Annotated in this window: 25 protein-coding genes; 9 read left to right on the forward strand and 16 right to left on the reverse strand. The window is 70.2% G+C overall.

Annotation, left to right across the window (positions count from 1 at the left end; all coding sequences use genetic code 11):
• The first annotated feature begins 77 nt into the window (after positions 1-77).
• The 3 genes from ABD793_RS21260 (at position 78) to ABD793_RS21270 (ending at position 2,069) form a co-directional block, all read left to right on the forward strand.
• Positions 78-848, forward strand: a complete 771-nt coding sequence (locus ABD793_RS21260) for an ESX secretion-associated protein EspG (RefSeq protein WP_344862582.1) — start codon at positions 78-80, stop codon at positions 846-848.
• A gap of 85 nt (positions 849-933) precedes the next feature.
• Positions 934-1,695, forward strand: a complete 762-nt coding sequence (locus ABD793_RS21265; RefSeq protein ID WP_344862584.1) for a PhzF family phenazine biosynthesis protein — start codon at positions 934-936, stop codon at positions 1,693-1,695.
• The gene (locus ABD793_RS21270) at positions 1,695-2,069 is read left to right on the forward strand and encodes a YccF domain-containing protein (RefSeq protein ID WP_344862586.1); all 375 of its coding nucleotides are present in this window, start codon (positions 1,695-1,697) and stop codon (positions 2,067-2,069) included. Before ABD793_RS21265 ends, ABD793_RS21270 begins: the two co-directional genes overlap by 1 nt.
• A 22-nt stretch (positions 2,070-2,091) precedes the next feature.
• Here the strand turns inward: ABD793_RS21270 and ABD793_RS21275 are convergent, their stop codons facing one another.
• From ABD793_RS21275 to ABD793_RS21300, 6 genes are all read right to left on the reverse strand, one after another.
• Positions 2,092-2,886, reverse strand: coding sequence for a metallophosphoesterase family protein (locus ABD793_RS21275; RefSeq protein WP_344862588.1), 795 nt, complete (start codon positions 2,884-2,886; stop codon positions 2,092-2,094).
• Positions 2,887-2,923: 37 nt separating this feature from the next.
• Positions 2,924-3,685 carry an HAD-IIA family hydrolase gene (locus tag ABD793_RS21280; protein ID WP_344863092.1) on the reverse strand — a complete coding sequence of 254 codons (762 nt, stop codon included), beginning with the start codon at positions 3,683-3,685 and terminating at the stop codon, positions 2,924-2,926.
• Between the two features lie 90 nt (positions 3,686-3,775).
• Complete coding sequence (locus ABD793_RS21285) at positions 3,776-4,855, reverse strand: sulfate/molybdate ABC transporter ATP-binding protein (RefSeq protein WP_344862590.1); 1,080 nt, start codon at positions 4,853-4,855, stop codon at positions 3,776-3,778.
• Positions 4,852-5,619, reverse strand: a complete 768-nt coding sequence (locus tag ABD793_RS21290) for an ABC transporter permease (RefSeq protein WP_344862592.1) — start codon at positions 5,617-5,619, stop codon at positions 4,852-4,854. Before ABD793_RS21290 ends, ABD793_RS21285 begins: the two co-directional genes overlap by 4 nt.
• Before the next feature lie 55 nt (positions 5,620-5,674).
• Positions 5,675-6,478: a molybdate ABC transporter substrate-binding protein gene (modA, locus tag ABD793_RS21295; protein ID WP_344862594.1), complete on the reverse strand. Its 804-nt coding sequence runs from the start codon at positions 6,476-6,478 to the stop codon at positions 5,675-5,677.
• A complete protein-coding gene (locus ABD793_RS21300) occupies positions 6,475-6,879 on the reverse strand; it encodes a TOBE domain-containing protein (RefSeq protein WP_344862596.1) in 405 nt (134 codons plus the stop codon). Before ABD793_RS21300 ends, modA begins: the two co-directional genes overlap by 4 nt.
• A gap of 306 nt (positions 6,880-7,185) precedes the next feature.
• Between ABD793_RS21300 and moaA the strand changes: the two genes are divergently transcribed.
• The 3 genes from moaA (at position 7,186) to ABD793_RS21315 (ending at position 9,856) form a co-directional block, all read left to right on the forward strand.
• Positions 7,186-8,250 (forward strand): GTP 3',8-cyclase MoaA, encoded by a 1,065-nt coding sequence (gene moaA / locus ABD793_RS21305; protein WP_344862598.1) that lies wholly within the window; start codon positions 7,186-7,188, stop codon positions 8,248-8,250.
• 50 nt (positions 8,251-8,300) lie between these two features.
• A complete protein-coding gene (locus tag ABD793_RS21310; RefSeq protein WP_344863094.1) occupies positions 8,301-8,552 on the forward strand; it encodes a MoaD/ThiS family protein in 252 nt (83 codons plus the stop codon).
• Positions 8,553-9,220: 668 nt separating this feature from the next.
• Positions 9,221-9,856, forward strand: a complete 636-nt coding sequence (locus ABD793_RS21315; RefSeq protein WP_344862600.1) for a LysM peptidoglycan-binding domain-containing protein — start codon at positions 9,221-9,223, stop codon at positions 9,854-9,856.
• Between the two features lie 113 nt (positions 9,857-9,969).
• Here ABD793_RS21315 and ABD793_RS21320 read toward each other — a convergent pair whose 3' ends face one another.
• From ABD793_RS21320 to ABD793_RS21335, 4 genes are all read right to left on the reverse strand, one after another.
• A complete protein-coding gene (locus tag ABD793_RS21320; protein ID WP_344862602.1) occupies positions 9,970-10,875 on the reverse strand; it encodes a molybdenum cofactor biosynthesis protein MoaE in 906 nt (301 codons plus the stop codon).
• A 176-nt stretch (positions 10,876-11,051) separates the two neighbouring features.
• Positions 11,052-11,525: a cyclic pyranopterin monophosphate synthase MoaC gene (gene moaC, locus ABD793_RS21325; RefSeq protein WP_344862604.1), complete on the reverse strand. Its 474-nt coding sequence runs from the start codon at positions 11,523-11,525 to the stop codon at positions 11,052-11,054.
• A gap of 18 nt (positions 11,526-11,543) precedes the next feature.
• Complete coding sequence (locus ABD793_RS21330; RefSeq protein ID WP_344862606.1) at positions 11,544-12,938, reverse strand: NAD-dependent malic enzyme; 1,395 nt, start codon at positions 12,936-12,938, stop codon at positions 11,544-11,546.
• 115 nt (positions 12,939-13,053) lie between these two features.
• A complete protein-coding gene (locus ABD793_RS21335) occupies positions 13,054-13,236 on the reverse strand; it encodes a hypothetical protein (RefSeq protein WP_344862608.1) in 183 nt (60 codons plus the stop codon).
• A 91-nt stretch (positions 13,237-13,327) separates the two neighbouring features.
• Here ABD793_RS21335 and ABD793_RS21340 point away from each other — a divergent pair, with 91 nt between their 5' ends.
• Entirely contained in the window at positions 13,328-15,568 is a 2,241-nt protein-coding gene (locus ABD793_RS21340) for a helicase-associated domain-containing protein (RefSeq protein ID WP_344862610.1), read from the forward strand.
• On the opposite strand, the gene ABD793_RS21345 is transcribed toward ABD793_RS21340, so the two are convergent.
• From ABD793_RS21345 to ABD793_RS21370, 6 genes are all read right to left on the reverse strand, one after another.
• Complete coding sequence (locus tag ABD793_RS21345; protein ID WP_344862613.1) at positions 15,565-16,566, reverse strand: DUF742 domain-containing protein; 1,002 nt, start codon at positions 16,564-16,566, stop codon at positions 15,565-15,567. The two genes, ABD793_RS21340 and ABD793_RS21345, sit on opposite strands and share 4 nt — an antisense overlap.
• Entirely contained in the window at positions 16,563-17,003 is a 441-nt protein-coding gene (locus ABD793_RS21350) for a roadblock/LC7 domain-containing protein (RefSeq protein ID WP_344862614.1), read from the reverse strand. The genes ABD793_RS21345 and ABD793_RS21350 overlap by 4 nt, the downstream gene beginning before the upstream one ends.
• A gap of 388 nt (positions 17,004-17,391) precedes the next feature.
• The gene (locus ABD793_RS21355; protein ID WP_344862616.1) at positions 17,392-17,997 is read right to left on the reverse strand and encodes a GTP-binding protein; all 606 of its coding nucleotides are present in this window, start codon (positions 17,995-17,997) and stop codon (positions 17,392-17,394) included.
• The gene (locus tag ABD793_RS21360) at positions 17,978-18,763 is read right to left on the reverse strand and encodes a DUF742 domain-containing protein (protein WP_344862618.1); all 786 of its coding nucleotides are present in this window, start codon (positions 18,761-18,763) and stop codon (positions 17,978-17,980) included. The genes ABD793_RS21355 and ABD793_RS21360 overlap by 20 nt, the downstream gene beginning before the upstream one ends.
• Before the next feature lie 26 nt (positions 18,764-18,789).
• Positions 18,790-19,263 carry a roadblock/LC7 domain-containing protein gene (locus tag ABD793_RS21365; RefSeq protein ID WP_425548731.1) on the reverse strand — a complete coding sequence of 158 codons (474 nt, stop codon included), beginning with the start codon at positions 19,261-19,263 and terminating at the stop codon, positions 18,790-18,792.
• Positions 19,260-22,310, reverse strand: a complete 3,051-nt coding sequence (locus ABD793_RS21370; protein ID WP_344862620.1) for a sensor histidine kinase — start codon at positions 22,308-22,310, stop codon at positions 19,260-19,262. The genes ABD793_RS21365 and ABD793_RS21370 overlap by 4 nt, the downstream gene beginning before the upstream one ends.
• Before the next feature lie 712 nt (positions 22,311-23,022).
• On the opposite strand from ABD793_RS21370, the gene ABD793_RS21375 reads away from it, so the two are divergent.
• Positions 23,023-23,985 (forward strand): ABC transporter substrate-binding protein, encoded by a 963-nt coding sequence (locus ABD793_RS21375; RefSeq protein ID WP_344863098.1) that lies wholly within the window; start codon positions 23,023-23,025, stop codon positions 23,983-23,985.
• A gap of 1 nt (position 23,986) precedes the next feature.
• Positions 23,987-24,751 (forward strand): ABC transporter permease, encoded by a 765-nt coding sequence (locus tag ABD793_RS21380; protein WP_344862622.1) that lies wholly within the window; start codon positions 23,987-23,989, stop codon positions 24,749-24,751.
• Position 24,752 lies beyond the last annotated feature (1 nt).

Genomic DNA, 24,752 nt, shown 5'->3' on the forward strand with positions numbered 1-24,752 from the left:
GCTGACGACCGGCCGAATCCGGTACCGGGTCCGCTACGCTCGGTGCGGGTTGTGTCGGGCACGAGGGGACGGGGACATTGCCGGAGGAATTCTTCCTTGGCTGGACCGAGACCGACGTCGCGGTGCGGCGCAGCGGACTGCCCGCCTCGTGGCATCCGTTCGAGATCCGCAGTGCGGGCGCCACGATGACCGAGCACCGGATTGCCGCCGATCAGGCATGGGAGTCCCTGCGCGCTCGCGGCCTTGCCGACGACGACAAACTCGACCACGACCTCTCCGCCACGCTGCACGCCTGGACCCGGCCGGAGGTCCTGATCATCGTGCGTGCCGCGGAACTGCCTGCGGGCACCGTGCTGTACCGCGCCTGCGTCGGCGAGGGGCTGGGGGTGTTCTCGGTGCAGGCCGAGGAGGGGATCCACTTCCGGCAGGTCCGCCCGGACCGCCTGGTGGACACCGTGCTGAGCAACTTCCCCGGCTACCCGGCCCTTCCGGTCGCCCCGGTGGCGGTGACCCAGCGGGCCCCGCGGCGCACCGGCGCCGCCGCGGACAACGCCGACCAGGACTTCGCCTCCGACGCCCCGACACCGGCACGGCGCGACCGCGACGCACTGGCCGCGTACTCGCGCTGGCCCCTGCACCGGCACGGCACGGTCGAGCTGTCCCTGCGGCCGCACCACGGCACCCTGCGAGCCGTCTCGACGGCGACCTTCGTGGACACCGGCGGCGGGCGGTACCTGACGTTCTCCGAGCCGCTGCCGGACGGCGGATTCCGGCTCCGCTTCACCCCGTCGGACGGATCACACCTGCGGACGTGGCTGGTGGAGGCGATCGAGGAAGGCCTGCGGTGAGCGCTGCCGGACGGCCACGCGAAGACATCGAGAACCGGGGGAAACCCTGACGTCCCGCAGACCGCTCGACGGTACCGTTCAGTGCATGCGCTGCTACGTCGTGGATGCCTTCACCGGCAACGCGTTCACCGGGAACCCGGCAGGCGTCGTGGTACTCGAAGAGCCCGCCGAGCCGAGCTGGATGCAGCAGGTGGCCGCCGAGCTGAAGCACTCCGAAACGGCTTTCGTGCTCCCCGGCAAGCCCGGCGCGGCCACCGGGCTCCGGTGGTTCACCCCGGCCACCGAGGTGGACCTCTGCGGGCACGCCACCGTCGCCGCCACCCAGGTGCTCGGCGGTGACCGGACCTACGACACCCGCAGCGGTCTCCTGCGCTGCACCAAACACGACGACGGCTGGATCACGATGGACTTCCCGTCCGATGAGCCGCGGGAAAGCCAGGACGACCTCAGCCGGATCCTGCCAGGCACGACCCCGAAGTACGTGGGCCGGGCCAGTGAGAACCTGTTCGCCGAGCTGAGCAGCGCCGAACAGGTCGCAGCGGCCGAACCGGACCTCGATGCACTCGGCAACACCTGGACCGGACGGCTGATCATCACGGCGAAGGGCGGCGGCACCGACTTCGTCAGCCGGTTCTTCGGACCGGGCGTCGGGGTGGACGAGGATCCGGTCACCGGGTCGGCGCACTGCTGTCTTGCGCCTTACTGGAGCCGGAAACTCGGCAAAACCGACCTGGCCGGCACCCAGGTCTCCAAGCGTGGCGGAGTCGTCGGCGCCACGGTGAACGACGATCGAGTACTTCTGCGTGGCCGGGCGGTCACCATTCTGAGCGGGGAGTTGCACGTCTGATGCGCTTGATCCTGAACGTCATCTGGCTCGTCTTCAGCGGGCTGTGGATGGCGCTGGGCTACCTGGTGGCAGGCGTGATCTGCTGCATCCTGATCATCACCATCCCGTTCGGCATCGCGTCGTTCCGGATTGCCGGCTTCGCGCTGTGGCCGTTCGGACGCACCGTGGTCGACCGGCGGGACGCGGGGGTCGGATCGTTCCTCGGGAACGTGGTCTGGTTCGTGTTCGCCGGACTGTGGCTCTCCATCGGCCACCTGCTCAGCGGCGTGGCGCTGTGCATCACGATCATCGGGATCCCGCTCGGCCTGGCGAACTTCAAGCTGATCCCGGTCTCCCTGATGCCACTCGGCAAGGAGATCGTCGAACTTCCCTAGCCGTCCGGCGACCGGGTGCGCCCTAGTCGGCCGGGACGAACGGCAGCTTCACCACCAGGCAAGGACCGCCGACGAACAGGCCGCCGTCGATGCCCAGTGCTTTGCCGCCCGCGTAGAGGTAGGGGTCCTCGATCTGGGTCGGGTGGATGCCGAGCTGGTCGGCGATCACGCTGTGCCCGTGCACGATCCGCTCGCCGCCGAGGGTGTCCAGCAGGCGCTGGGCGTTCTCCTCACCGGACGGGCCGCGGAAGGCGTAGCGCGTGGTCATCCGGCGCCACACCTCCCACCAGGCCTCGAGATCGCTGCCGTTCAGGATCTCTTGCACGGTCGTGTTGATCGAGTCCAGATCGGATCCCCAGTCGAGGTACTCCAGGGTGTCCGAATGCATCAGCAGGTGCTCGTCCACCAGCGCGACCAGCGGGCGCTCGGTGAGCCATTCGATGTGCTCGGGCGTGAGCCGGTCCTGGTCCGACAGCAGGCCGCCGTTGATCTCCCAGCTGCGCGCGAAGCTGCGCGGGCCGAAATCGGACGGCACCGGGCGGTCGCCGAAGTGGTACATGCCCAGCAGCAGGATCTCGTGGTTGCCCAGCAGCATCTGCACCGATCCGCCCGCATCGGCCGCCTGCGGCTGCAGGTCGCGGACCAGATCGATGACCCCGACGCCGTCCGGGCCGCGGTCGGTGAAATCGCCGAGGAACCACACCCGGTCCTCGGCGCCGGTCCACTTGCCGTCGTCGTCGACGAGTCCCTCGGCGCGCAGCGCGTCGGCCAGGGCGTCCCGGTGCCCGTGGACGTCGCCCACCACGTACAAGCTCATCGCTCGACGATATGCCCTGCTCCCGGCCGGGTGACGGTCAGCCTTCGCCGAACGGGTCCATGGTTCGCCCGATCAGGTCCGCGACCGAGTCGAGCACCATCGTCGGACGGTACGGGTACCGGTCCGCCGACTCCTGGGTCGAGATGCCGGTGAGCACCAGGATCGTCTGCAGCCCGGCCTCGATGCCCGAGTGCACGTCGGTGTCCATCCGGTCGCCGATCATCAACGTCGACTCCGAATGCGCGCCGAGCCGGCGCAGCGCCGAACGCATCATCAGCGGGTTCGGCTTGCCCACGTAGTACGGCGAGCGCCCGGTGGCCTTCTCGATCAGCGCCGCAACGGACCCGGTGGCGGGCATCGAGCCGTCCACGCTCGGGCCGGTGGCGTCCGGATTGGTGGCGATGAACTTCGCGCCGCCCTCGATCAGCCGGATCGCGCGGGTGATCGCGCTGAAGCTGTAGGTGCGGGTCTCGCCGAGCACCACGTAGTCCGGATCGCGGTCGGTGAGCACGTAACCCACCTCGTGCAACGCGGTGGTCAGGCCCGCCTCGCCGATCACGAACGCCGATCCGCCCGGCCGTTGCGAGTCCAGGAACTTCGCGGTGGCCAGCGCCGAGGTCCAGATCGATTCCTCGGGGATGTCCAGTCCGGTGCGCTCAAGCCGGGCCCGCAGGTCGCGTGGGGTGTAGATCGAGTTGTTGGTGAGCACCAGGAAGTCGATGCCGTTGTCCCGCAGTTCGGCGAGGAATTCCTCGGCGCGGGGCACGAGGTGCTCCTCGCGCACCAGGACACCGTCCATGTCGCTCAGATAGGTCCAGCGGCCTTCGGTCGTCACCTTCGCGTGCCCTCGTTTCTCGATCACACCAGTCCAGGCGGCTGCTGAATCGTATCAGTCGACTGCCGGGTGCACAGCCACCATCGCCGCCTTGACCGACAGCGTCACCGGCGATCCCGGCTCCAGCGCCAGGTCCGCGACCGCGGCCGGAGTGAGGTCCGCGGACAGCCCGGACGCCCATGGCGGACCGCCTGCCACCCGCAACCGGATCACCGGCCCGTGCGGTTCCAGTCCGGCGACCGTGGTCTCCACGGTGTTACGCGGACTGCCCTCGTGCGCACCGTCGTGCGGGTACACCGCGACCGCACTCGGTTCGAACACCGCGACGGCCGCCTCGTCCAGCACGGTGTCCGGCGACAACAGCCCGGTCACCACCTCTCCCGAGGCCGTGCGCAACCCCTCCGCCACGGCCACGCCTGCCACCAGGTTCAGCCCGGCGATCCGGGCGGTGAACGCGGTGCGCGGCGCGCCGAGCACCTCCCGGGTCGGACCCCGCTCGACGATCCGGCCCTCCGCCAGCACCGCGACGTGGTCGGCGAGCGCCAGCGCGTCGAGCGGATCGTGGGTGACCAGCACGGTGGTCGGCCCGTCGCGCAGCACCCGGCGCAGCAGTCCGCGGATCGCAGGCGCCGAGTCCACGTCGAGCGCCGCGAACGGCTCGTCCAGCAGCAGCAGCTCCGGCGCCGACGCCAACGCGCGCGCGATCGCCACCCGCTGCTGCTGCCCGCCGGAGAGCTGACCCGGCCGCCGCTTCGCGAACTCGGCGGCGTCCACTTCGGTCAGCCATTGCGCCGCGATTTCCCGTGCCCGCACCCGGCTCTGCCCTGCCGAACGCGGCGCGAACGCGACATTGTCCACTGCGGACAGATGCGGGAACAGCAATGCGTCCTGGGAAAGCAGACCGATCCGCCGCGCATGCGGTGCCAGGTCGAGGCCGGGTCCGGCCAGCCGCCGGTCGGCGAGCGTCACGTCGGCGGCGGCCACCGGCAGCAGCCCGGCCAGGCTGCCGAGCACAGTGGATTTTCCGGAACCGTTGGGCCCCAACAGCGCGAGCACGGTACCGGTCGGCACGGTGAACTCGACATCGAGGGAAAACGTGCCACGGGAGAGCGCGAGCCGCGCGGACAGCGTCACCGCAGACCACCTTCCCAGGACCGCGGCCGGGCCACCGCGATCACCACGACGGCAACCACGATGAGCAGCAACGCGAGCGCCACCGCGCTGTCGGTGTCCACTTCGGCCTGGGTGTAGACCTCCAGCGGCAGGGTGCGGGTGACCCCCTCCAGACTGCCGGCGAACGTGATGGTCGCGCCGAATTCCCCCAGCGCGCGGGCAAAACTCAGCACCATCCCGGAACCGAGCGCGGGCAGCAGCAGCGGCAGCGTCACCCGGCGGAACACCGTCCACGGACGCGCACCGAGCGTCGCGGCAACCTGTTCGTAGCGGTCTCCCGAACCACGCAGCGCACCTTCGAGGCTCACCACCAGGAACGGCATCGCCACGAACGTCTGCGCAACCACCACCGCGGCCGTGGTGAACGGCACCTGCTGCCCGGTCAGCCAGTTCACCAGCTGACCGAGAAAACCCTTGCGGCCCAACAGGTACAACAGGGCGAGACCGCCGACCACCGGCGGCAGCACGAGCGGCAGCAGCACCACCGAACGCAGCAGCCGCACGCCCGGCAGCCGGGACCGGGCCAGCACCACGGCCAGTGGCACCCCGAGCAGCACACAGGCCACAGTGGACAGTGCGGCGGTCAGCACGGACAGTTGCAGGGCATTCAGCGACGACGGGGTCACCAGCAGTGCCGGGAACCGGGTGAGATCGCTGCGCACCAGCAGGCCGACGACCGGCAGCACCACCAGCGCCAGCGCGAGGACCGCGGGGAACCAGAGCACGAGGGGCAGCCGGGAATGCGGCGGCCGCGCACCGGCCGCCGCATTCGAGCCGCCCCTACTGGGCCGGGCCAAACCCGATCTTGGTCAGCTCGTCCTTGCCCTGCGCGCCGAGCACGAAGTCGCTGAACTGCTTGGCGAGCGCCGCCTGCGGGGCGTCCTTGACCACCGCGATCGGGTACTTGTTCACCGCACCCGAGGACTCCGGGAAGTCGACCTTGTCCACTTTGCCCGCAGCCGACGTGGCGTCGGTCACATACACCAGACCGGCGTCCGCGTCCCCGGACTGGACCTTCGCCAGCACCTGCTTCACGTCCGTCTCCTCGCTCGCCGGCTTGAGCGTGGTGCCGGTGTTCTTCTCCACCGTCTCGGTGGCCGAACCGCACGGCACCTGCTGCGCGCAGACCACCACGGTCAGCCCGCCCTTGGTGAGGTCGGAGAAGGACTTGATGCCCTTCGGATTGCCCTTTGCCACCGCGATGGCCAGCTTGTTGGTGGCGAACACGGTGGGCTGGCCGTCGATCACGCCGCCCTGTACCGCCTTGGTCATGTTCTTCTCGTCCGCCGAGGCGAACACGTCCGCCTTGGCCCCGTTGTCCAGCTTCTGCACCAGCGACGAGGAACCTTCGTAGTCGAAGGAAACCTTGACCCCGGGGTGCGCGGCCTCGAACTGCTTGCCCAGCGCGTTGAACGACTCGGTCAGCGAGGCGGCGGCGAACACCGTCAGCGTGCCGCCTGCCGGTGCGGGCGCCGAGCTGGAGCCCGAACCGGGACCGGCGCTGGGTTCGTCGTTCGAGCTGCACGCGCCTGCGAGCAGGGCGAGCGCCGTGGTGCCGGCGACGACGAGGGCGAGCTTCTTCATCTGGTTCCTTCCGGGGTTTCCACCACGACGGTGGTCGCCTTCACCACGGCCACCGCGAGCACACCCGGGCGCAGCCCGAGCTCGCGGACGGCTTCGGTGCTCATGAGTGACACCACTCGGTGCGCCCCGCACTGGAGCTCGACCTGCGCCATCACCTTGTCGGTGACGACCTCGGTGACCAGCCCCACGAACCGGTTGCGCGCGGAGCGCCCGACCGCCGACGGGTCCTCGGGGCCGGTTGCCTGCGCGCGGGCGAACCCGGCGAGCTGAGCCCCGTCGACCACCTTGCGGCCGGCGGCGTCCTCGGTCGCGCTCAGCTGACCGGCCCTGACCCACCGGCGAACCGTGTCGTCGCTGACGCCGAGCAGCCTGGCGGCCTCGGACAACCGAAATTGCGGCATGGCCGGAACATTATCGCCGCAGATGCGGAAAAGCCATGCGGGTGGCGATTTTCCGGGTAACGCTTTGAGTATTGCGAGCCACCCTCCGCGGCCGGCTTTCCGGCCGCACCCGGCGAACTCGGTCGGACCGGCCTGATCCCGCCTGTGACAAGGGATTCCGTGCCGGATCCGGGACCGGTTCGGCAAGCCGGAAAACCGGCTCGCGCGCGACCGGGGAACCAGCCTCCGGGATACCCGGCGGCCCCGGCGGCACGGACCACTCGCACGGGTCTGCTTTTCCGGCGTGAGCGAGCTATCCTGAACGCAATGACCGCAGTACATCTCGGGTTTCCTCGCGTCCCCGGTACACGAGGTCCCACTGACGCGCCCCGCCCCGAACACCCCGGTCTCCTCGACTCCTTCGGACGGGTGGCGACCGACCTGCGGGTCTCGCTCACCGACCGGTGCAACCTGCGCTGCACGTACTGCATGCCTGCCGAGGGCCTCGAATGGCTGCCCGGTGAGCAGGTGCTCACCGACGACGAGCTGATGCGGCTGATGCGCATCGCGGTCGAGCAGCTTGGCATCACCGACATCCGGCTCACCGGCGGCGAACCGCTGCTGCGCGCGGGCCTGGAGGACATCGTCGGGCGGATCACCGCACTGCAGCCGCGGCCCCGGGTGTCCATGACCACCAACGGGATCGGGCTGGCCAAGCGCGCGACCGGACTCGCCGCGGCCGGGCTGGACCGGATCAACGTGTCACTCGACACCATCGATCGCGATCGGTTCGCGAAGCTGACCCGCCGTGACCGGCTGCCGCACGTGCTGGCAGGCCTCGCCGCCGCGCGCGACGCGGGACTGGTGCCGGTGAAGGTCAACGCGGTGCTGATGCGCGGGCTGAACGAGCACGAGGCGGCGCCGCTGCTGCGGTTCTGCCTCGACGAGGGCTACCACCTGCGGTTCATCGAGCAGATGCCGCTGGATGCCCAGCACGGCTGGAACCGCACCGGAATGATCACCGCCGAGGAGATACTGGCGAAGCTGGGCGAGGAGTTCACGCTGTCGCCGTTCCCGGCAGCACGCGGCGGAGCACCGGCGGAGCGCTGGCTGGTCGACGGCGGACCCGGCGACGTCGGCGTGATCGCCTCGGTGACCAGGCCGTTCTGCGCAGCCTGCGAGCGCACCCGGCTGACTGCGGACGGCGCCGTCCGCTCGTGCCTGTTCTCGAACGACGAGACGGACCTGCGCGCCCTCGTGCGCGCGGGCGCGCGTGATGAAGAGGTGGCGGACGCGTGGCGGGCCACGATGTGGCGCAAGCTCGCCGGCCACGAGATCAACGAGGCCGGCTTCGCGCAGCCGATCCGGCCGATGAGCGCGATCGGCGGATGACCATGGCAGCTCGGCAGACGGCAGCCCCGGACGCGGCTGCCCGCGAGACGATGACGATCGTCGTCCGGTACTTCGCCTCCGCCCGCGCTGCGGCAGGGCTGGACGAGGAGAAGGTGGAGCTGCCCGCGGGCTGCTCCGTTGCCGACGCGATGCACGCCGTGCGCGAGCTGCACCAGGGGGAACTCGCCAGGGTGCTGGACGCGGCGAGCTTCCTCGTGAACGAGGTGGCCGTCCGCGATCGCACTCGAACGCTCAGTGACGGATCCCGTCTCGACGTCCTCCCGCCGTTCGCGGGCGGCTGAGGTTTCCGGCAGTTCGCCACGCACCGGGCTGAGTGCCACACAGACCGGCGGAGCACCGTCGTCCGGCCATTTGGTCCGGACCATGCCTGATGGCGGCGCAGCCGCATTCAGCAGCCCCGCGCGTTTATCCCTACTCTCCGAAGCAGTTCGCTCACGGCGTATTCAACGGTTTACCCGGAACCACTCCAGCTGCAGTGGCGGCGCACTCCGACTGTGGTTTAAGGTGCCCCCCGCTAAGCGGTACGAATGGTCCCTTGACGCCTTATCGGCGTGATCCAAGCCTCACGATCCGTGAAATATCTCGGCTAGGAAACGGACCGGTAACGGTGCTCTGACCTGCTGAAACTGGCCAATCGGGCGACGTTGCGTGGTGTTACTGTGATGTAGGTCACACGCCGAATAATTTCCGATCACGGCGCTCGTTACGTACCGTCGCTATTCGGTTGGCCCCGAACCGACCATGCAACACCGGGAATCCGTAGCGCCAAGCCCTGTCCAACGGATACCCGGACCCATACCCCGAGCGAAAGCATTCCCGGACAGGGACGAGGGGACGAAGACGACGCGTTGTGCGCCGTCCGCGTCTGCCGCCCGGCAACGGGCGGACGGGCTCCCAACCCGACCCGCAGCGACAAGCTCGTAGGCGCAGGAAGCCGAGATGTTTTCAAATGTCGTACCGAGGCAAACACCGCAAGATGTCCGCTGCCACCCGCACGATCGCCCGCGTCACTGTCGCGGGTATCGCGGTCGGAGCGCCCCTCGCGATCGCCGCGACCCCCGCGTCGGCGACCAACTGGGACGCCATCGCGCAGTGCGAGAGCGGCGGCAACTGGAACACCAACACCGGCAACGGTTACTACGGTGGTCTCCAGTTCACCCAGAGCACGTGGAAGGCCTACGGCGGTACCGGCAGCCCGCAGGGTGCCTCGCGTGACCAGCAGATCGCGGTCGCCGAGCGCGTCATGCAGGGCCAGGGACCGGGCGCCTGGCCGGTGTGCAGCAAGAAGGCCGGCAGCTCGTCGTCGTCCTCTTCGCACCACTCGACCAAGCAGCACAGCAGCAAGTCGTCGTCGAAGTCCAAGTCGACGAAGAGCACCACGCCGAAGAAGACGACCACCAAGCCGGTCGCCATCGGCAGCTCGAACCCGAACGGTGACTACACCGTCGTGGCCGGCGACACGCTGACCAAGATCGCGCAGAAGTTCAACGTCCAGGGCGGCTACCAGAAGCTGAAGGACCTGAACGACAAGTACGTGCCGAACGCCGACGTGATCACCGTCGGGCAGAAGCTCGCCACCAAGTGATCCGAGCCTCCTCGTGAGGCAGGTCCCGGCGCAGCTGCTGCTGTGTTCCGAACGAAAGGGCCCCACCGCGTCAATCCCCTGGCGGTGGGGCCCTTCTCGGTGTCCGGACCGGCTCAGGGCGAGTTGACCCACTCGTCCGTGCCGTCGGTGAAGTGCTGGTGCTTCCACACCGGCAGCCGGGCCTTGACCTCGTCGACGAGGTCCGCGCAGGCGGTGAACGCCGCTCGGCGGTGCTCTGCGGAGACGGCGCAGGCCAGTGCGATGTCGCCGATGGTCAGCGCACCCACGCGGTGGCTCACCGCGACCGCGCGGACGCCGGTCCACCGGGCAGCCAGCTCGGTGACCACCTCGGTGAGCACGTCCCGCGCGGTGGGATGGCCCTCGTAGGTCAGGTCCCGCACGCCCTTGCCGCGGTCGTGGTCCCGGACCACGCCGGCGAACGTCACCACGGCGCCGGCCGCCTCGTCCGACACGAGCCGGGCGTGCTCGTCGACCGACAGCGGCTGGTCGCTCACCTCGGCACGCAGGATGCGCACCTCGGCACGGGCCGCCGCAGCCTGCCGCGGGTGGTCGCCGCCGGCGAGCTGGTCCACGGCGTGCTCCAGGATGTCCTCGAGCACGCGCAGCCCGTCCTTCACGCCGCCGCTCGAACCGGGCAGGTTCACCACCAGCGTGCGGCCCGCGACCCCGGCCACACCGCGCGACAGCACGGCGGTGGGGACCTTCGGCAGCCCGGCCGCGCGGATCGCGTCCGCGACGCCGGGCAGCTCGTGGTCCAGCACCGCGCGGGTCACGTCCGGGGTCCGGTCGGTCGGCGAAATACCGGTGCCGCCGGTGGTCAGCACCACCGCGACCTGATCGGCCACCGCACCACGCAGCGCCACCCCCACCGGATCGCCGTCTTCGACGACCACCGGCGCCGGCACGTCATAACCCCGGTCGCGCAGCCACGCCACGAGCACCGGGCCGGTCCTGTCCTCGTAGACCCCCCGCGCGGCCCGGTTGGACGCCACGATCACCCTCGCCCCGCGCCGAGCCCGCTCCCCGCCGGTCGCCGCCTCCGCGGAAGGGAATCCGTCGCCAGTGCCGGCCGCCTCCGCGGAAGGGAATCCGTCGCCGGTGCCGGTCGCCTCTGCGGAAGTAGATGCGTCGCCAGTGCCGGTCGGCTCCGCGGGAGGGAATGCGTCGCCGGTGCTCATGTCTGCCGCTCCCAGGTTCCGGTCTTGCCGCCGTCCTTGCGGATCAGCCGCACGTCGTCGAGCGTCGCGGCCGGGTCGACCGCCTTGATCATGTCGTGCACGGTGAGCCCGGCGACTGCGACCGCGGTGAGCGCCTCCATCTCGACGCCGGTGACGTCGGTGGTCTTGGCTGTCGCGCTGATGTGCACCGCGGATCCGGCCAGTTCGAACTCGACCTTCACCCCGGACAACGCGATCTGGTGGCACAGCGGGATCAGCTCCGGCACCCGTTTGGCCGCCATGATCCCGGCGATCCGCGCCGTCGCCAGCGCGTCGCCCTTCGGCAGGCCGTTGGCCGACAACAGGTCCACCACTTCGGCAGTGGTGTGCACCGTGCCGCCGGCCAACGCCGTGCGCGCGGTCGCCGTCTTCGCTGAAACGTCGACCATCCGCGCGGCACCGGTTTCGTCGACGTGGCTGAGTTCGCTCACGTCGCCGAGGCTACTGCGTTACTGCGCTTTCTCCGCGCGCACCGCGTTGCGCACCGCTTCCGCGACCGCCGGGGCGACCGCGTTGTCGAACACGCTCGGCACGATGAACGACGCGTTGAGCTTCCCGTTGTCCACCACGTCCGCGATCGCGTCCGCGGCGGCCAGCAGCATGGTGTCGTCGATGTTGTGCGCGGCCGCGTCGAGCAGCCCGCGGAACACCCCGGGGAAGGCCAGCACGTTGTTGATCTGGTTCGGGAAGTCACTGCGCCCGGTGGCGACCACGGACGCGTGCTTCTGCGCCTCCAGCGGGTCGACCTCCGGGTCCGGGTTGGCCAGCGCGAAGACCACCGCGTCGGAGTTCATCGTGGCCACCTGCTCGGCCCCGAACAGGTTCGGCGCCGAAACGCCGATGAACACGTCCGCGCCGACGAGCGCATCGTGCAGCGAGCCGGACTGTTTGCCGGCATTGGTGTGCCCGGCGATCCAGGTGAGGTTGTCATCCAGGTTGCCGCGGTCGGGGTGCACAATGCCGTCGATGTCGGCGGCCACGATGTCCGCCGGGTTCTTGTGCAGCAGCAGCCGGATGATCGCGGAACCGGCCGCGCCGACCCCGCTGACCACGATCTTGCAGTCCTCGATGTTCTTGCCGACCACGCGCAGTGCGTTGCGCAGCGCGGCCACCACCACGATCGCGGTGCCGTGCTGGTCGTCGTGGAACACCGGGATGTCGAGCTGCTCACGCAGCCGCTTCTCGATCTCGAAGCAGCGCGGCGCGGCGATGTCCTCGAGGTTGATCCCGGCGTACACCGGTGCCAGCGCCTTGGCGATCTTGATGATCTCCTCGGTGTCCTGGGTGTCCAGGCACACCGGCCAGGCGTCCACGTCGGCGAACTTCTTGAACAGCGCCGCCTTGCCCTCCATCACCGGCAGCGCGGCGGCCGGGCCGATGTTGCCGAGGCCGAGCACCGCCGAACCGTCGGTGAGCACCGCGACGGTGTTGCGCTTGATGGTCAGCCGTCGTGCGTCCTCGGGATTCGCCGCGATCGCCTGGCACACCCGCGCGACACCGGGCGTGTAAGCGCGGGAGAGATCGTCCCGGTTGCGGAGCGCTACCTTCGGGCTGACCTCGATCTTGCCGCCGAGGTGGATGAGGAACGTCCGGTCGGAGATCTTCCGCACGCGCACGCCGGGCAGCGAATCGAGCGTCTGCGTGATGTCCTGCGCGTGGTTCTCGGAAAGCGCGTTCGCACTGATGTCGACCACGATCGTGTCGGCGTGCGACTCGACGACGTCGAACGCGGTCAGCACCCCGCCGACCCGGCCGACGGCGGTGGTGAGATCACCGGCGGCGCTGGAGGAAGCCGGGGCCTCGACCCGGACAGTGATCGAATACCCGGGACCGGGAACCGGCATGGCACATACTCCCCGCTGGAAGCCTGAAGTGGGACGTCCCGAACACTAGCCCCGTGACCGTGGCCACCTGACCCCAACCGGGTGACCCACCGGTAACTTCAGCCCGGCGGCCGGATCAGCGGTTGATCTCGGTCTCCGGATGCACGTAGGGCACCTGCTCGAGCGGGAAGGTCAGGTCGCCGAACGGCGACAGCGCACCCTGGCGGTCCGAGGAAAGTTCGGTGACCGGGTGCTCACCCGGCTCGCCCGGCCAGGTCGGGTCAATGCCCTTGCCCTTGTGTTTCTCGCCGCCTGCCATTGCGTCCTCCCGGGCCCTCGTCCGACTGCTCGGGAACAGTCTGCCCGAACACCGCCTGCGCCCGCGCACCCGCCCGGTATCCTGGTGCTCTATGCCCGCGACCTCTCTGGCGGACTGGCTGCGTGCGGAGTCCGACGACGCACTCGCCGAACTGCTGCGCACCCGTCGCGATCTGTCCACGCCACCACCGTCCGACACCGCTGTGCTCGCCACCCGCGCCGGCACCCCGGGGTCGGTCGCGCGGGCCTGCGAAGACCTCGACACGTTCACCCTCGCGGTACTCGACGCGCTGCTGGTCGCCGGCGCCGACGCGGCGACCGTGCCTGCTGCCGAAGTCGCCGGGCTGGTGGGCCGCGACGTCACGGCCGCGCTCGCGAAGCTGCGCGCGCGGGTGCTCGCCTGGGGCGAGGACGGCGCGCTCCGGGTGCCACCGGCCGCCCGTGACGTGCTGGGGCCGTTCCCCGCCGGGCTCGGCACGCCCTCGCCCGCGCTGGCCGCCACCGACGTCGAAGCGCGGCTGGCCGAGGTGGGCGAGGACGAGCGAGCGGTGCTCACCGCACTCGCGGCAGGCCCGCCGATCGGGCGCACCCGGGACGCAGGCGTCGACGTGGCGCTGTCCGAGGCGGCCACCCCGGTGCAGAAGCTGCTCGCCCGCGGGTTGTTGCTGCGCCGCGACGACCAGACCGTCGAGCTCCCCCGCGAGCTGGGCGTACTGCTGCGCGACGGGGCCGTGTTCGACCCGGACACGCTCGCCGAACCGGAGCTGCCCGTCCATCCACATCAGACGGACACGGTGGACGCCGCGGCGGCAGGTGAGGCGATGGAACTGCTGCGGCAGGTCGAATCCCTGCTGCGGTCCTGGTCGCAGACCCCGCCGCCGGTGCTGAAGGCGGGCGGGCTCGGCGTGCGCGAGCTGAAGAAGGTGGCCAAGGACCTGGAGGTGGACGAGCGGCGCGCGACGCTGCTGGCCGAGCTCGTGGTCGGCGCCGGACTGGTGGCCGACAGCGAGAACACCGTGCCGGAGTGGGTACCCACCACGCTCACCGACAGCTGGCTCGCGTCCCCGTCCGTGCAGCGCTGGATGACGCTCGCGCAGGCGTGGCTGGAGCTGCCCCGGCTGCCCGGCCTCGCCGGCGGACGGGACGCGAAGGACAAGCCGATCGCACCGTTGTCGGAGGAGCTGCGGCGGCCGCTGGCGCCGGTCGCGAGGCGGCGGGTACTCACCGCGCTCGCCGAGCTGCCCGCCGGTTCGGGCGTGAAGGGCGTCGACGAGCTGGTGAACGTGCTGGCCTGGCGGGCGCCGCGGCGTGGTGGACGGCTGCGCGACGAAACCGTGCGGTGGACCATGGCCGAGGCGACCGCGCTCGGGCTCGTCGGCCTCGGCGGCTTGACCACCGGCACCCGGCTGCTGCTGGAAGACGACCGTTCCGGCGCCGTGGAAGCCATGTACGACGCGCTGCCCGCGCCGGTCGACCACGTGCTCGTGCAGGCCGACCTCACCGTGGTGGCACCGGGTCCGCTCGAGACGGAGCTGGCGGCCGCCATGTCCGCGGTCGCCGACGTCGAATCGGCCGGACATGCCACGGTCTACCGCGTCACCGAGACGTCCGTGCGCCGCGCGCTCGACACCGGACGCACGGCGGACGAGCTGCACGCGCTGTTCCGCACCAAGTCGGCGACGCCGGTGCCGCAGGGACTCAGCTACCTGATCGACGACGTTGCCCGCCGGCACGGCAGGCTCCGCGGCGGCGCGGCCGGTTCCTTCCTGCGCTGCGACGACGAGGCACTGCTGGCCGAGGTGCTGGCGAATCCGGTAGCCGCCGAGTACGACCTGCGGATGATCGCGCCGACCGTGCTGATCAGCTCGGCAGCACTGGCCGAGGTGCTGGAAGCGTTGCGGGCAGCGGGTTTCGCACCGGCCGCCGAAGGTCCGGACGGTCGGGTGGTGGACCTGCGCCCGAGCGGACGCCGTCTGCCGGGCCGCACCAGGTCCGCCCGCGCGCGGGTCGGAGAGCCGGCGACGCTGACCGAGGAACAGGCCGTGCGCATCGTGTCCAACCTGCGGGCAGGGGACCAGGCTTCCGCGCGACGCCGGGGTTCGACGGTGCACGCGCCGAGGGGCGGCGGCGCGGACACCACCGCGACGCTGGACCTGCTGTCGCTGGCGACGCTGGAACAGCGCGAGGTGTGGATCGGTTTCGTCGACTCCCGGGGCACGGCCAGCCAGCGCGTGGTACGGCCGTTGCGGGTCGGCGGCGGGGTGCTGGAAGGTGCCGACCACGAGCGATACCCGTTGCACCGCATCACTTCCGCGGCACTGGTGGAGGACTAGAGGCTGCGCAGGCCCTGCAGCACGCGCTCCATGAACTCGCGCGACGACCGGTCGCCGAGCACGAGCTCGGTCTGGTGCAGCAACACCAGCCCGATGTCGGCCATGTCGCCGACCAGCACCTTGACCACGCCGAGCGGCAGGTGCAGATGCGCGGCGATCTCCGCGACCGAGCGGGTGTCCAGGCACAGATCGCAGATCCGCCGGTGCTCGATGGAACGCACCCCGCGGTAGCACCGGCCGTCGTCACTGGTCGAGACGAGCGCTTCGAGGGCGAGGTTGTGGTCGGAGCGGGTGCGCCCACGCGTGCGGGCGTACGGCCGGACCCGCGATTTGGCCGGCTTTGCGGTCCCGGACCCGGACTGCTCGTCCGCGGCAGAGCCGGGCTGCTCGTCCGTGCGCGGCGGCTCGGCACCGCTCTCCGCTGCCGCGGACCAGAACTGGTCGAGCTCGGCCGGGTGCGCTTCGGGTTCCTCCGCCAGCGCGTGCCTGCTGCGACCGGACGGGCGATCCACCTCGGCCGCCCGATGCCTGCGGTACGCGGATCCCTCCGGCACCACACGGTCGTCCCGGCCAGGGGATCCGGAGCTGCCTGCGTACTCGTCGAACGAGTACGGATCGGGCTGCTGCTCGACGGCGGAGGGCTCGGCGCGCTGCTCCCGGTACCGATGGTGCCCCTCGGCGGCCGCGTGCTGGCCACGGTGCGCCGGTGCCGGGGGTTCTTCGGCCCAGTAGCCGGATGCACCGTCCTCGGCCCATTCGTGACCGCCGCCGGAATCGTCCACGGCGGATGCCCAGCCGTCGTCGTGGCCTGCGGGCGGTTCCTCGGGTTCGGGTTCGGCGGGGGCGGGACGAGGCGCGTGCGGACGGCGACGCGGCAGCATCGTCTTCAGGGTGCTCAGCTCGAAGCGGCTCGGCGAGTCGAACTGCTCGCGTTCATCGCCGCGGTGCAGTGCGTCCCACGCACCGGTGTCCTGTTCGCCGAAACCCGAAATCCTCACCCACGCACCCCACCTTGCAGCTGGGCACGCAGCTCCGGCGTGAGCTGCTCACCGACCCGCTCCACCAGCAGGGTCATCTCGTAGGCCACGGTCCCGATGTCGCACGAGGGCGCGGCCAGCACGGCGAGCGACGAACCGTCGGACACCGACATCAGGAACAGGTATCCGCCCTCCATCTCCACCACGGTCTGGTTGACCCCGCCCGCCTCGAAACAGCGGGCCGCGCCCTGGGTGAGGCTCACCAGCCCGGACGCGACCGCGGAAAGCTGCTCGGCCCGTTCCTGCGGCAGCCCCTCGGACGGCGCGAGCAGCAGCCCGTCCGCGGACACCAGCACCGCGTGCGCGGCGCCCGGGACACGGCGGACGAAGTCCGTGATCAGCCAGCCGAACGTGTCCTGCTCCGTCGGCAGACCGGACTCGGTCCCGGGATAGGTCACTGGCCCTCCAAGCTGTCGAACGCTGCCGGACACCCACCCGTCGTCGGGCGGTCCTGCTCACCCGGCCGCCGTGAAGACGCCGTTCCAGCGTATTCATGCACTCGGCCGTGTCGAGCGTGCGCCCGGGCACGGTACGCGTACTTCCGGGCTTACGTCGTGCGAACGCATGCGCCACCACGCATTCGCGGGTCACTCGGTAGTGCCGCCGACTGCCCTGCGCGAGGGGGTGTCCGCGCAGGTCACCGGCGTTCCGGCGGCCCGATCGGGGCCGGCCGGCTCCGTACCGGACGGACGGGAGTGATCCCGCCTGCCCCGGACGGAGGCACCACTCCCCGAAGCGGGTGAAGGCCGTCGAGTTCACTCCAACGGCCGCATCCTGCCCCGGGGCTCACCCCGCCCGCAGTGCCGTGTCGTGCGCGATCGCGTGCTGGACGACGGAGATCAGCACCTGCTTGGCCGAATCCCGCTCCCGCGCGTCACACGCCATGATCGGCACCGACGGGGAGATCGTCAACGCATGCCGCACATCCTCGATCTGGTGGTGCAGCAAGCGGTCGAAACAGTTGATCGCCACCACGTAGGGCAGCTTCCGGTTCTCGAAGAAGTCGATCGAGGGGAACGCGTCGGCCAGCCGCCGGGTGTCCACCAGCACCACCGCGCCGATGGCGCCGACCGCGAGGTCGTCCCACATGAACCAGAACCGGTGCTGACCCGGCGTGCCGAACACGTACAGCACCAGATCGGAGTCGAGCGAGATCCGGCCGAAGTCCATGGCGACCGTGGTGGTCGTCTTGTTGGGCGTGGCCGTGACGTCGTCGTGCCCGACACTCGCCTCGGTCATCATGGCCTCGGTGGTCAGCGGGTCGATCTCGGAGATCGCCCCGACCAGTGTCGTCTTTCCCGAACCGAACCCACCCGCGACCACGATCTTGGCCGACGAGGTCGGACCTGTATGCGGTGTGTTCGCGTCGGAGTCAAATTCTCCGAAGCCCACTGAGCACCCTTTCCATGAACTCGATACTGGGGCGGTCGCCCGAGCTCGTGTTGCTGGTCGTGTGCACCAGCACCAGCCCGAGGCCCGCCACGTCACCAATCAGCACCCGCACCACGCCGAGCGGCAGCCGCAGCAGCGCCGCCACCTCGGCCACCGACCGGGTGTCGAGGCACAGATCGCAGATCGACCGGTGCTCGGGCACCCGGACCCGGTCGAGCACACGGCCCTGATCGCTGGTCGAGACCAGCGCTTCGATCGCGAGGTCGTAGGTCGGCTTCGTCCGGCCGCGGGTCCGGAAGTACGGCCGGACGAGCCCGGACGTCTCCACCTCGGTCACCGGCGGCTCACTCGCGGCCTGCGCGGGCAGCGCCGCCGCGAGCTCGTCCGAGGACGGACCCGGCGAACCGTCGCGGGCCGTGCTGAACGCGGCGAATTCGGCGGAGTCGTACAGCGGACCACTGGCACCGCCGAACAGCTCCGAACCCGGTCCGCCGAGCAGCCGGTCCCGGTACCCGGGCACCGCGGTGATCCCCGGCTGCTGACCCGCGTTCGAGTCGGTCAGCGAGTTCGGCGGCTCACGCACCGGTTCTTCGGCATCGCCGGAGACGGGTTCTTCGGTGTCGCCACGGGCATGCCGGGCCCGCCACTCGCGGTCGACCCGTTCGCGGAAGGACTTCCAGTCCTCCCGTCCCCGGTCCCGTTCACCCCACCCACCGGTGGAGTCGTCCCCGAGCCGGCCATCTCCCCGCAAGCGCCCGTCGTCCACGGCCTACTCCTGAAGTCCTGGCCCGCCTATCGGCGGACCGAAGCGCCCTGCAGTTGCGCGCGCATCTCCGGGGTCAGCTGCTGTCCGACCCGTTCGACGAGCAACGTCATCTCGTACACCACCAGGCCGATATCGCTTTCCGGGGAACCCAGCACGGCCAGGCAGGACCCGTCGGACACCGACATCAGGAAGAGGAAGCCGTTGGCCATCTCGACCACGGTCTGCGCGACCGGGCCGCCCTCGAACACCTTCGCCGCGCCCCGCGCGAGGCTGGTCAGCCCGGAGGCCACCGCCGCGAGCTGGTCCGCGCGGTCCTTCGGCAGCCCGCGGGAAGCCGCGAGCAGCAAACCGTCGGCAGAAACGACCACCGCGTGCGCCGCACCGGGAACCCGGTGCACGAAGTCCGTGATCAGCCACGCGAAGCTACCCGCCGCGCCGCCGGCCCTGCCGTTCGGCTGCGTCGGGCCGCCTCCCGGCTGCACTGCACCCGCCCGTGTCACTCTCGCTCCTCACTGCTGTCGCTCACGTACCCGGATCCGGTGACCCGCACCTGGTCATCGAGCCGGGCATCCGCCGGCCGCTCCTTCAGCGCGTGCCGTCCGGAGGTGTACCCACGCTGGAAGCTTGCCATCCTGCTGCGGGCCGCCGCCGCGGAGCGGGTGATAGCACCCGTTCCGGGCAGTCCGGCGGTCTCGTCGGTGAACGAGTTCTGCGGTTCGGCCGCACCCTGGGGACCGGAGATCGAACCGGGGACCAGGTAGGCATTCGGGATGCGCTTGGGCAGCCCCGCCGAGGTCACCTCCTCGTTCTTGGACTCGAGCAGCGACTGCGCCGCCTGCCAGCCCTCGTCGGAGGCACTGTGCCAGCCTTCGTCGCCGGGCTCGTCGGTGCCCGGATACAGCGGCGTCGCTTCGATCGGCTCCTCCTCGCGGGCGACGTCCGGCTCGGCAACGGGCTGCTCGGCAACCGGCTGCTCGGCCGAGCCGGCCGGTTCGGGCTGCCCGGCCGATCCGGACTGCTCGGCCTGCGCGCCGGCCGCACCGTCGGTCCCCGGCAGGAGCCCCGGTTCGGGATCCTCGCTGCCTTCGCTGAACCAACGGGAGAGCACCGACTGGTAGATCGGCAGCCGGCGGGTCGGCACGTCGTCCTCGAGTGCCGACGCGCCCTCGTCCTCGAGCGGCTCGGCGGCCTTCGGCTCCTCCGGCGCGACGTACTTCGGCTCCCGCTTCGGCAGCACCAGCGGCGCGAACTCGGTCTCGGCCAGGCTCGCCCCGTCACCATTGGGTTCACGGGTGAGCGGCGCGAGGTCGTCGGCGGTCGGCCACGCGGGCGCCTCCGCGGCCGGGGTCTCCGGGCTCAGGAACGGCCCGGCCGCCCGATTGCCCGAGACCAGGTCGTCGAGACTGATCGGCTGGTCGAGCGGCACCAGTCCGCCGTTGGACTGGGCAGGCACGGCGGGCGGCTGCGGTGCGGGCTCCGGCTCCCGGTTGACCGGCGGGAAGCTCGGGTGCGAAACCTCGTTGCGGTTCGGCGGCGGCGGGGTGTGCCGCGGCGGCGCCGGCGCGGCCACGCGCACCTGGGTGAGCAGTTCGGCAGGCACGACGACGCGGGCGATCACGCCACCCTCGATGTCCTCGTTCTCCCGCAGCCGCACCTCGATGCCGTGCCGCTGGGCCAGCCGGGCGACCACGTACAGGCCCATCCGCCTGGTCACCGACACGTCCAGGTCCGGCGGGTCGGCCAGCCGCGAGTTGATCTCGGCGAACCGGTCCTCGCTCATGCCCACGCCGTGGTCGGTGACCTGGATGGCGAGCGCCTTCTTGCGGGTCACCACGGCGCGCACGGTGACCTTCGTCTCCGGTTCGGAGAAGTAGGTCGCGTTGTCGAGCAGTTCGGCGAGCACGTGCACCAGGTCGTGGATCGCCAGTCCCTGCACCGCGACTTCGGGTACGGCGCCGACCTCGATCCGGGCGTACTGCTCGATCTCGGACACCGCGGCACCGATCACGTCGGCGGCGGGCACCGGCTTCGGCACCGACTTCGCGAGGCCGGCGCCGGACAGCACCAGCAGCGATTCGCCGTTGCGGCGCAGCCGGGTCGCGAGGTGGTCGAGCTCGAACAGGCTCGCGAGGTGGTCCGGGTCCTGCTCGTCGGCCTCGAGCCGGTCGATCACGCCGAGCTGGCGTTCCACCAGCCGCTGCGAACGACGGGAGAGGTTCACGAAGATGCCGTTGACGTTCTCGCGCAGCAGCGCCTGTTCGGCGGCCATCTTCACGGCCTGCTCGTGCACCACGTCGAACGAGCGCGCCACCTCGCCGATCTCGTCGCGAGAGGCGACCGGCACCGGGTCCACCGCCTTCTTCGAGGCGTTGACCGGGTCCGGATCGTCCAGGATGGACTGCACCGTCTCCGGCAGCCGGGTGTAGGCCACGTCGAGCGCGGTGGTCCGCAGCACGCGCAGCGGGCGCAGCATCAGCCGGGCGATCACCAGCATCAGGATCAGTGCCGCGATCAGTGCCGCGAGCACGATCACGCCGCCGATCCACGCCGAGCGCACGGCCGAGTCGGCCAGGCTGTCCGCCTGTGCGCGCAGCTGGGTCAGCAGGTTGCTCTCCACCGCGCGGAGCTTGTCCGAGGCGATCGTGGAGTCCTGGCCGAGCCGGGTGGCGTCGATGTTGAGCGGGTTGCCCTCCTGCGCGAAGGAGAACGACGACGTCTCGATCCGGCGCCGGTCGTCGACCTCCGGGCCGGAGTAGGTGTCGTTGTAGAGCTGGACCTGCTCATCGGTGGCGTTCGCGAGGAACACCGAGATCGACGCGTCCCCGCTCGCCTCCGCGGCACGGGTCTCGTCGAGCAGGTTGCCGGGGAAGCCGTTGCGGAACGCAGCGACCTGCAGCGCGCTGTCACCGCGGAGGATGAACTCCTTGGCCTCGCTGATCGACTGTGTGCTGTTGCCGAGCCGCAGCAGGTCACGATCGCTGGTCGCGGTGGTCACCTCGCGCCCGAGCTGGATCAGCGCGTCGACGATCGACGAGTAGCTGTCGAGCACCGCGAGGTCGGAGTAAGAAGAGGTAGTGATCGCGGCACGCAGCGGGCGCAGCGCGTCCAGCCGCTGCAGACCGCGGTTGTAGCGGTCGCTCGTCGCGGGGTCGCCGGTGTTGAGGTTCACCGCGGCGTTGCGCAGGTCTTCCACATCGTGGTCGACCTTGGCCACCTGCGCGTCCAGACCGGTCTGGCGCAGCGAGTCGCCGGAGGCGATCCGGGCAACCGCCAGCGACCGCTCCCCCTCGAGGCCGTGCACCACGGTCGTGACCTTCTGCGCGAACGCGACCTGGTCCGCGGTGCGGCCGAGCTCCACGGCCTGGCGCCCGTCGTCGACGACCCGCAGGACGCCGAGCACGAGCGCGGTGAGCGTGGGGATGATCAGGATCAGCGCGAGCTTCGACCGGAGCCGCCAGTTTCCCAGCGCGAAGAAGGAGCGTCGACCGCTCGATCCGGTCTCCCGCGCAGGGGTCCCTCCCACCCCCGCGGTGTCTTCGTTCGGCACCGCCGCACCACCATCGTCGTCCGGGCCCGAGGGACCCTGTGCTTTGAAACCTGCCGTGCCCGCGGTCACTACCCGCACGCCTCCGACAGCCGGCCGGGACCCGCATTGGTCCAGGCCACTGACCGGGCCATTACACCCTTCCGGGTGAAATGATCGACTTCCAGGTGCGGTTTCCCGCCAACCCGGGTGCGGAATCGGTTCAGCTCTGGCATGGCGTTCGGTCCCCGCACGTGGTCGATCACTGGTCCGTTCGGCCGAGACCACCGTTGACCGGCTGCGCGCCGGTATGCGCGGAGTGCCTCTTCGCGAGACTGTCTCTCACTACATCAGTGGTCCGCACCTCACTCTGCAGGAGCAGAGGGTAGCGAACGCTTGGCTGATTTGTAACCCTCCAGATGTCCGCCCAGGTGTACACGGGCAGCGGATCAAGGCATTGAGGCATCCACAGCATGTCGGCATGCCGGTCTCCACCAGCCGGATCGATCACCTGATCGAGTGACATAAGCCACCTCTGAACCGTTACTGACCACCCATTGTGAGTAACGAGGTCGGTTCTTTACAGTAGCCGCGTGACTCCGGACGATGAGCCACATCCCAACGCCTGCACGTCTGCACCACCAGACGTGACCTCATCCGTATAGGAGCGACCTTGTTTGAAGCAGCCGCGGGCAACCAGCGCAGGTACGGCAGGCGCGGATTCCTGTCGCTCGCCATGGCGAGCGGTGTCGCACTGACCGCGAGCGGCTGCGGGCTGCTCGGCGGATCGGATGATTCGGGCAGCACCAGCGGTGGTTCCGGCCTCGAGAAGCCGAAGATCAAGGTCTCGATCATGCCGACCATCGACGTGGCCCCGTTCCACCTCGCGGTGCAGAACGGCTACTTCAAGCAGGAAGGCCTCGAGGTCGAAACGGTCGACGCGGCCAGCGGTGACGCGTCGCTGCAGAAGCTGCTCTCCGGCGAGGTCGACGTCGCCTACTCCAGTTACACCCCCTTCTTCATCGCGAAGAGCAAGGGCAACGCGGACATCAAGTTCGTCGCCGACGCCTCCTCGGCAGGTCCGAAGAGCACCGAGATCGTGGCGATGCCGAACAGCGCGGTGAAGAGCGTGCACGATCTGGCGGGCAAGAAGATCGCGATCACCGCGACCAACACCATTTGCGACACCCTGACCAAGTCCGTGATGCGCGACAACGGCGTGGACTACAACGGGGTGCAGTGGGTTTCGATCCCCTTCCCGCAGATCGGCACCGCGGTCAAGCGCGGTGACGTGGACGCGGGCTTCCTCACCGAACCGTTCATCACGCAGTCGGCCAAGGTCAACGGCACGGTCGAGATCATCGACACCGCGTCCGGTGGCACGAAGGACTTCCCGACCGCGGGCTACGGCTCGCTCGGCAAGTTCACCTCGGCCAGCCCGAAGACGGTGGCCGCCTTCCAGCGCGCGATGGCGAAGGCCACCAAGGAATCCGCCGACCGTTCGAAGATCGAGCCGCTGATGGTGAAGTTCTCGAAGGTCGACGACGCCACCGCGGCGCTCACGAACCTGCTCACCTTCCAGTCCGCGTTGGACGCCCGGCGGCTGCAGCGGGTGCCGGACCTGCTGCAGCAGTTCGGGTCGATCCCGGCCAAGATCGACGTCGCCACGATGATCGTCCCGCAGGCGAGCGCGTCCTGAAGTGCGTTTCGTCCGCAACCTGATCGGCCTGCTCGGCTTCCTGCTCATCTGGGAGGCCGTCGTGCGGGTCGGTTGGGTCGATCAGAACGACCTGCCGCCGCCGACCGTGGTGTTCGCCCGGATCGGCCAATTGCTCGGTGACGTCGAGTTCGTCCGTGACGTGGTGGCCTCTGCGCTGGCCTGGGTGATCGCGATGGCGATCTCGGTCGTCATCGCGGTTCCGGCGGGGCTCGTGCTCGGCAGCGTGCGCTGGCTGCGGGAGGCGACCAAGGCGGTCGTGGAGTTCCTGCGGCCGATCCCTTCGGTGGCGCTGATCCCGCTCGTGCTGATCGTGATCGGCGGCGGACCGGAGGCGAAGATCTCGCTCGCCGTGTACGCCTCGGTGTGGCCGATCCTGTTCAACACCATCTACGCGCTGGCCGAGATCGATCCGCTGCTGGTCGAGACCGCCCGCTCCTACGGCACCCCGCGGTCGCGGATCCTCACCTCGGTGGCGCTGCCGCACGCCGCACCGTTTGTGTTCACCGGGATCCGGATGGCGGCAGCCATCTCGCTGATCGTGGTGATCAGCACCGAATTCCTGGCCGGCGCGAAACTCGGCATCGGGCAGTTCGTGCTGGAGGCCAGTTCCGGTGCCAACCGGATGGACCTGGTGCTCGCGGGCACCGTGGTCGCCGGGGTGCTGGGCTTCATCGTCAACGAGGGACTGGAACGGCTGGGCCGCAGGCTCTTCCGCTGGAGCACCGACGAAGGGACTGCCGCGTGAG

Source organism: Amycolatopsis ultiminotia (genome assembly GCF_039536925.1).
In the GTDB taxonomy this organism is placed as follows: Bacteria; Actinomycetota; Actinomycetes; order Mycobacteriales; family Pseudonocardiaceae; genus Amycolatopsis; species Amycolatopsis ultiminotia.

Bases quoted from the DNA above. Each gene is read 5' to 3' on its own strand.
- ABD793_RS21310 (WP_344863094.1), top strand. From the start codon at position 8,301: ATGACGATCGTCGTCCGGTACTTCGCCTCCGCCCGCGCTGCGGCAGGG.
- ABD793_RS21330 (WP_344862606.1), bottom strand. From the start codon at position 12,938: ATGCCGGTTCCCGGTCCCGGGTATTCGATCACTGTCCGGGTCGAGGCC.
- ABD793_RS21340 (WP_344862610.1), top strand. From the start codon at position 13,328: ATGCCCGCGACCTCTCTGGCGGACTGGCTGCGTGCGGAGTCCGACGAC.
- ABD793_RS21280 (WP_344863092.1), bottom strand. From the start codon at position 3,685: ATGGACGGTGTCCTGGTGCGCGAGGAGCACCTCGTGCCCCGCGCCGAG.
- ABD793_RS21265 (WP_344862584.1), top strand. From the start codon at position 934: ATGCGCTGCTACGTCGTGGATGCCTTCACCGGCAACGCGTTCACCGGG.
- ABD793_RS21375 (WP_344863098.1), top strand. From the start codon at position 23,023: ATGGCGAGCGGTGTCGCACTGACCGCGAGCGGCTGCGGGCTGCTCGGC.
- ABD793_RS21300 (WP_344862596.1), bottom strand. From the start codon at position 6,879: ATGCCGCAATTTCGGTTGTCCGAGGCCGCCAGGCTGCTCGGCGTCAGC.
- ABD793_RS21275 (WP_344862588.1), bottom strand. From the start codon at position 2,886: ATGAGCTTGTACGTGGTGGGCGACGTCCACGGGCACCGGGACGCCCTG.
- ABD793_RS21270 (WP_344862586.1), top strand. From the start codon at position 1,695: ATGCGCTTGATCCTGAACGTCATCTGGCTCGTCTTCAGCGGGCTGTGG.
- ABD793_RS21315 (WP_344862600.1), top strand. From the start codon at position 9,221: ATGTCGTACCGAGGCAAACACCGCAAGATGTCCGCTGCCACCCGCACG.
- modA (WP_344862594.1), bottom strand. From the start codon at position 6,478: ATGAAGAAGCTCGCCCTCGTCGTCGCCGGCACCACGGCGCTCGCCCTG.
- moaA (WP_344862598.1), top strand. From the start codon at position 7,186: ATGACCGCAGTACATCTCGGGTTTCCTCGCGTCCCCGGTACACGAGGT.
- ABD793_RS21335 (WP_344862608.1), bottom strand. From the start codon at position 13,236: ATGGCAGGCGGCGAGAAACACAAGGGCAAGGGCATTGACCCGACCTGG.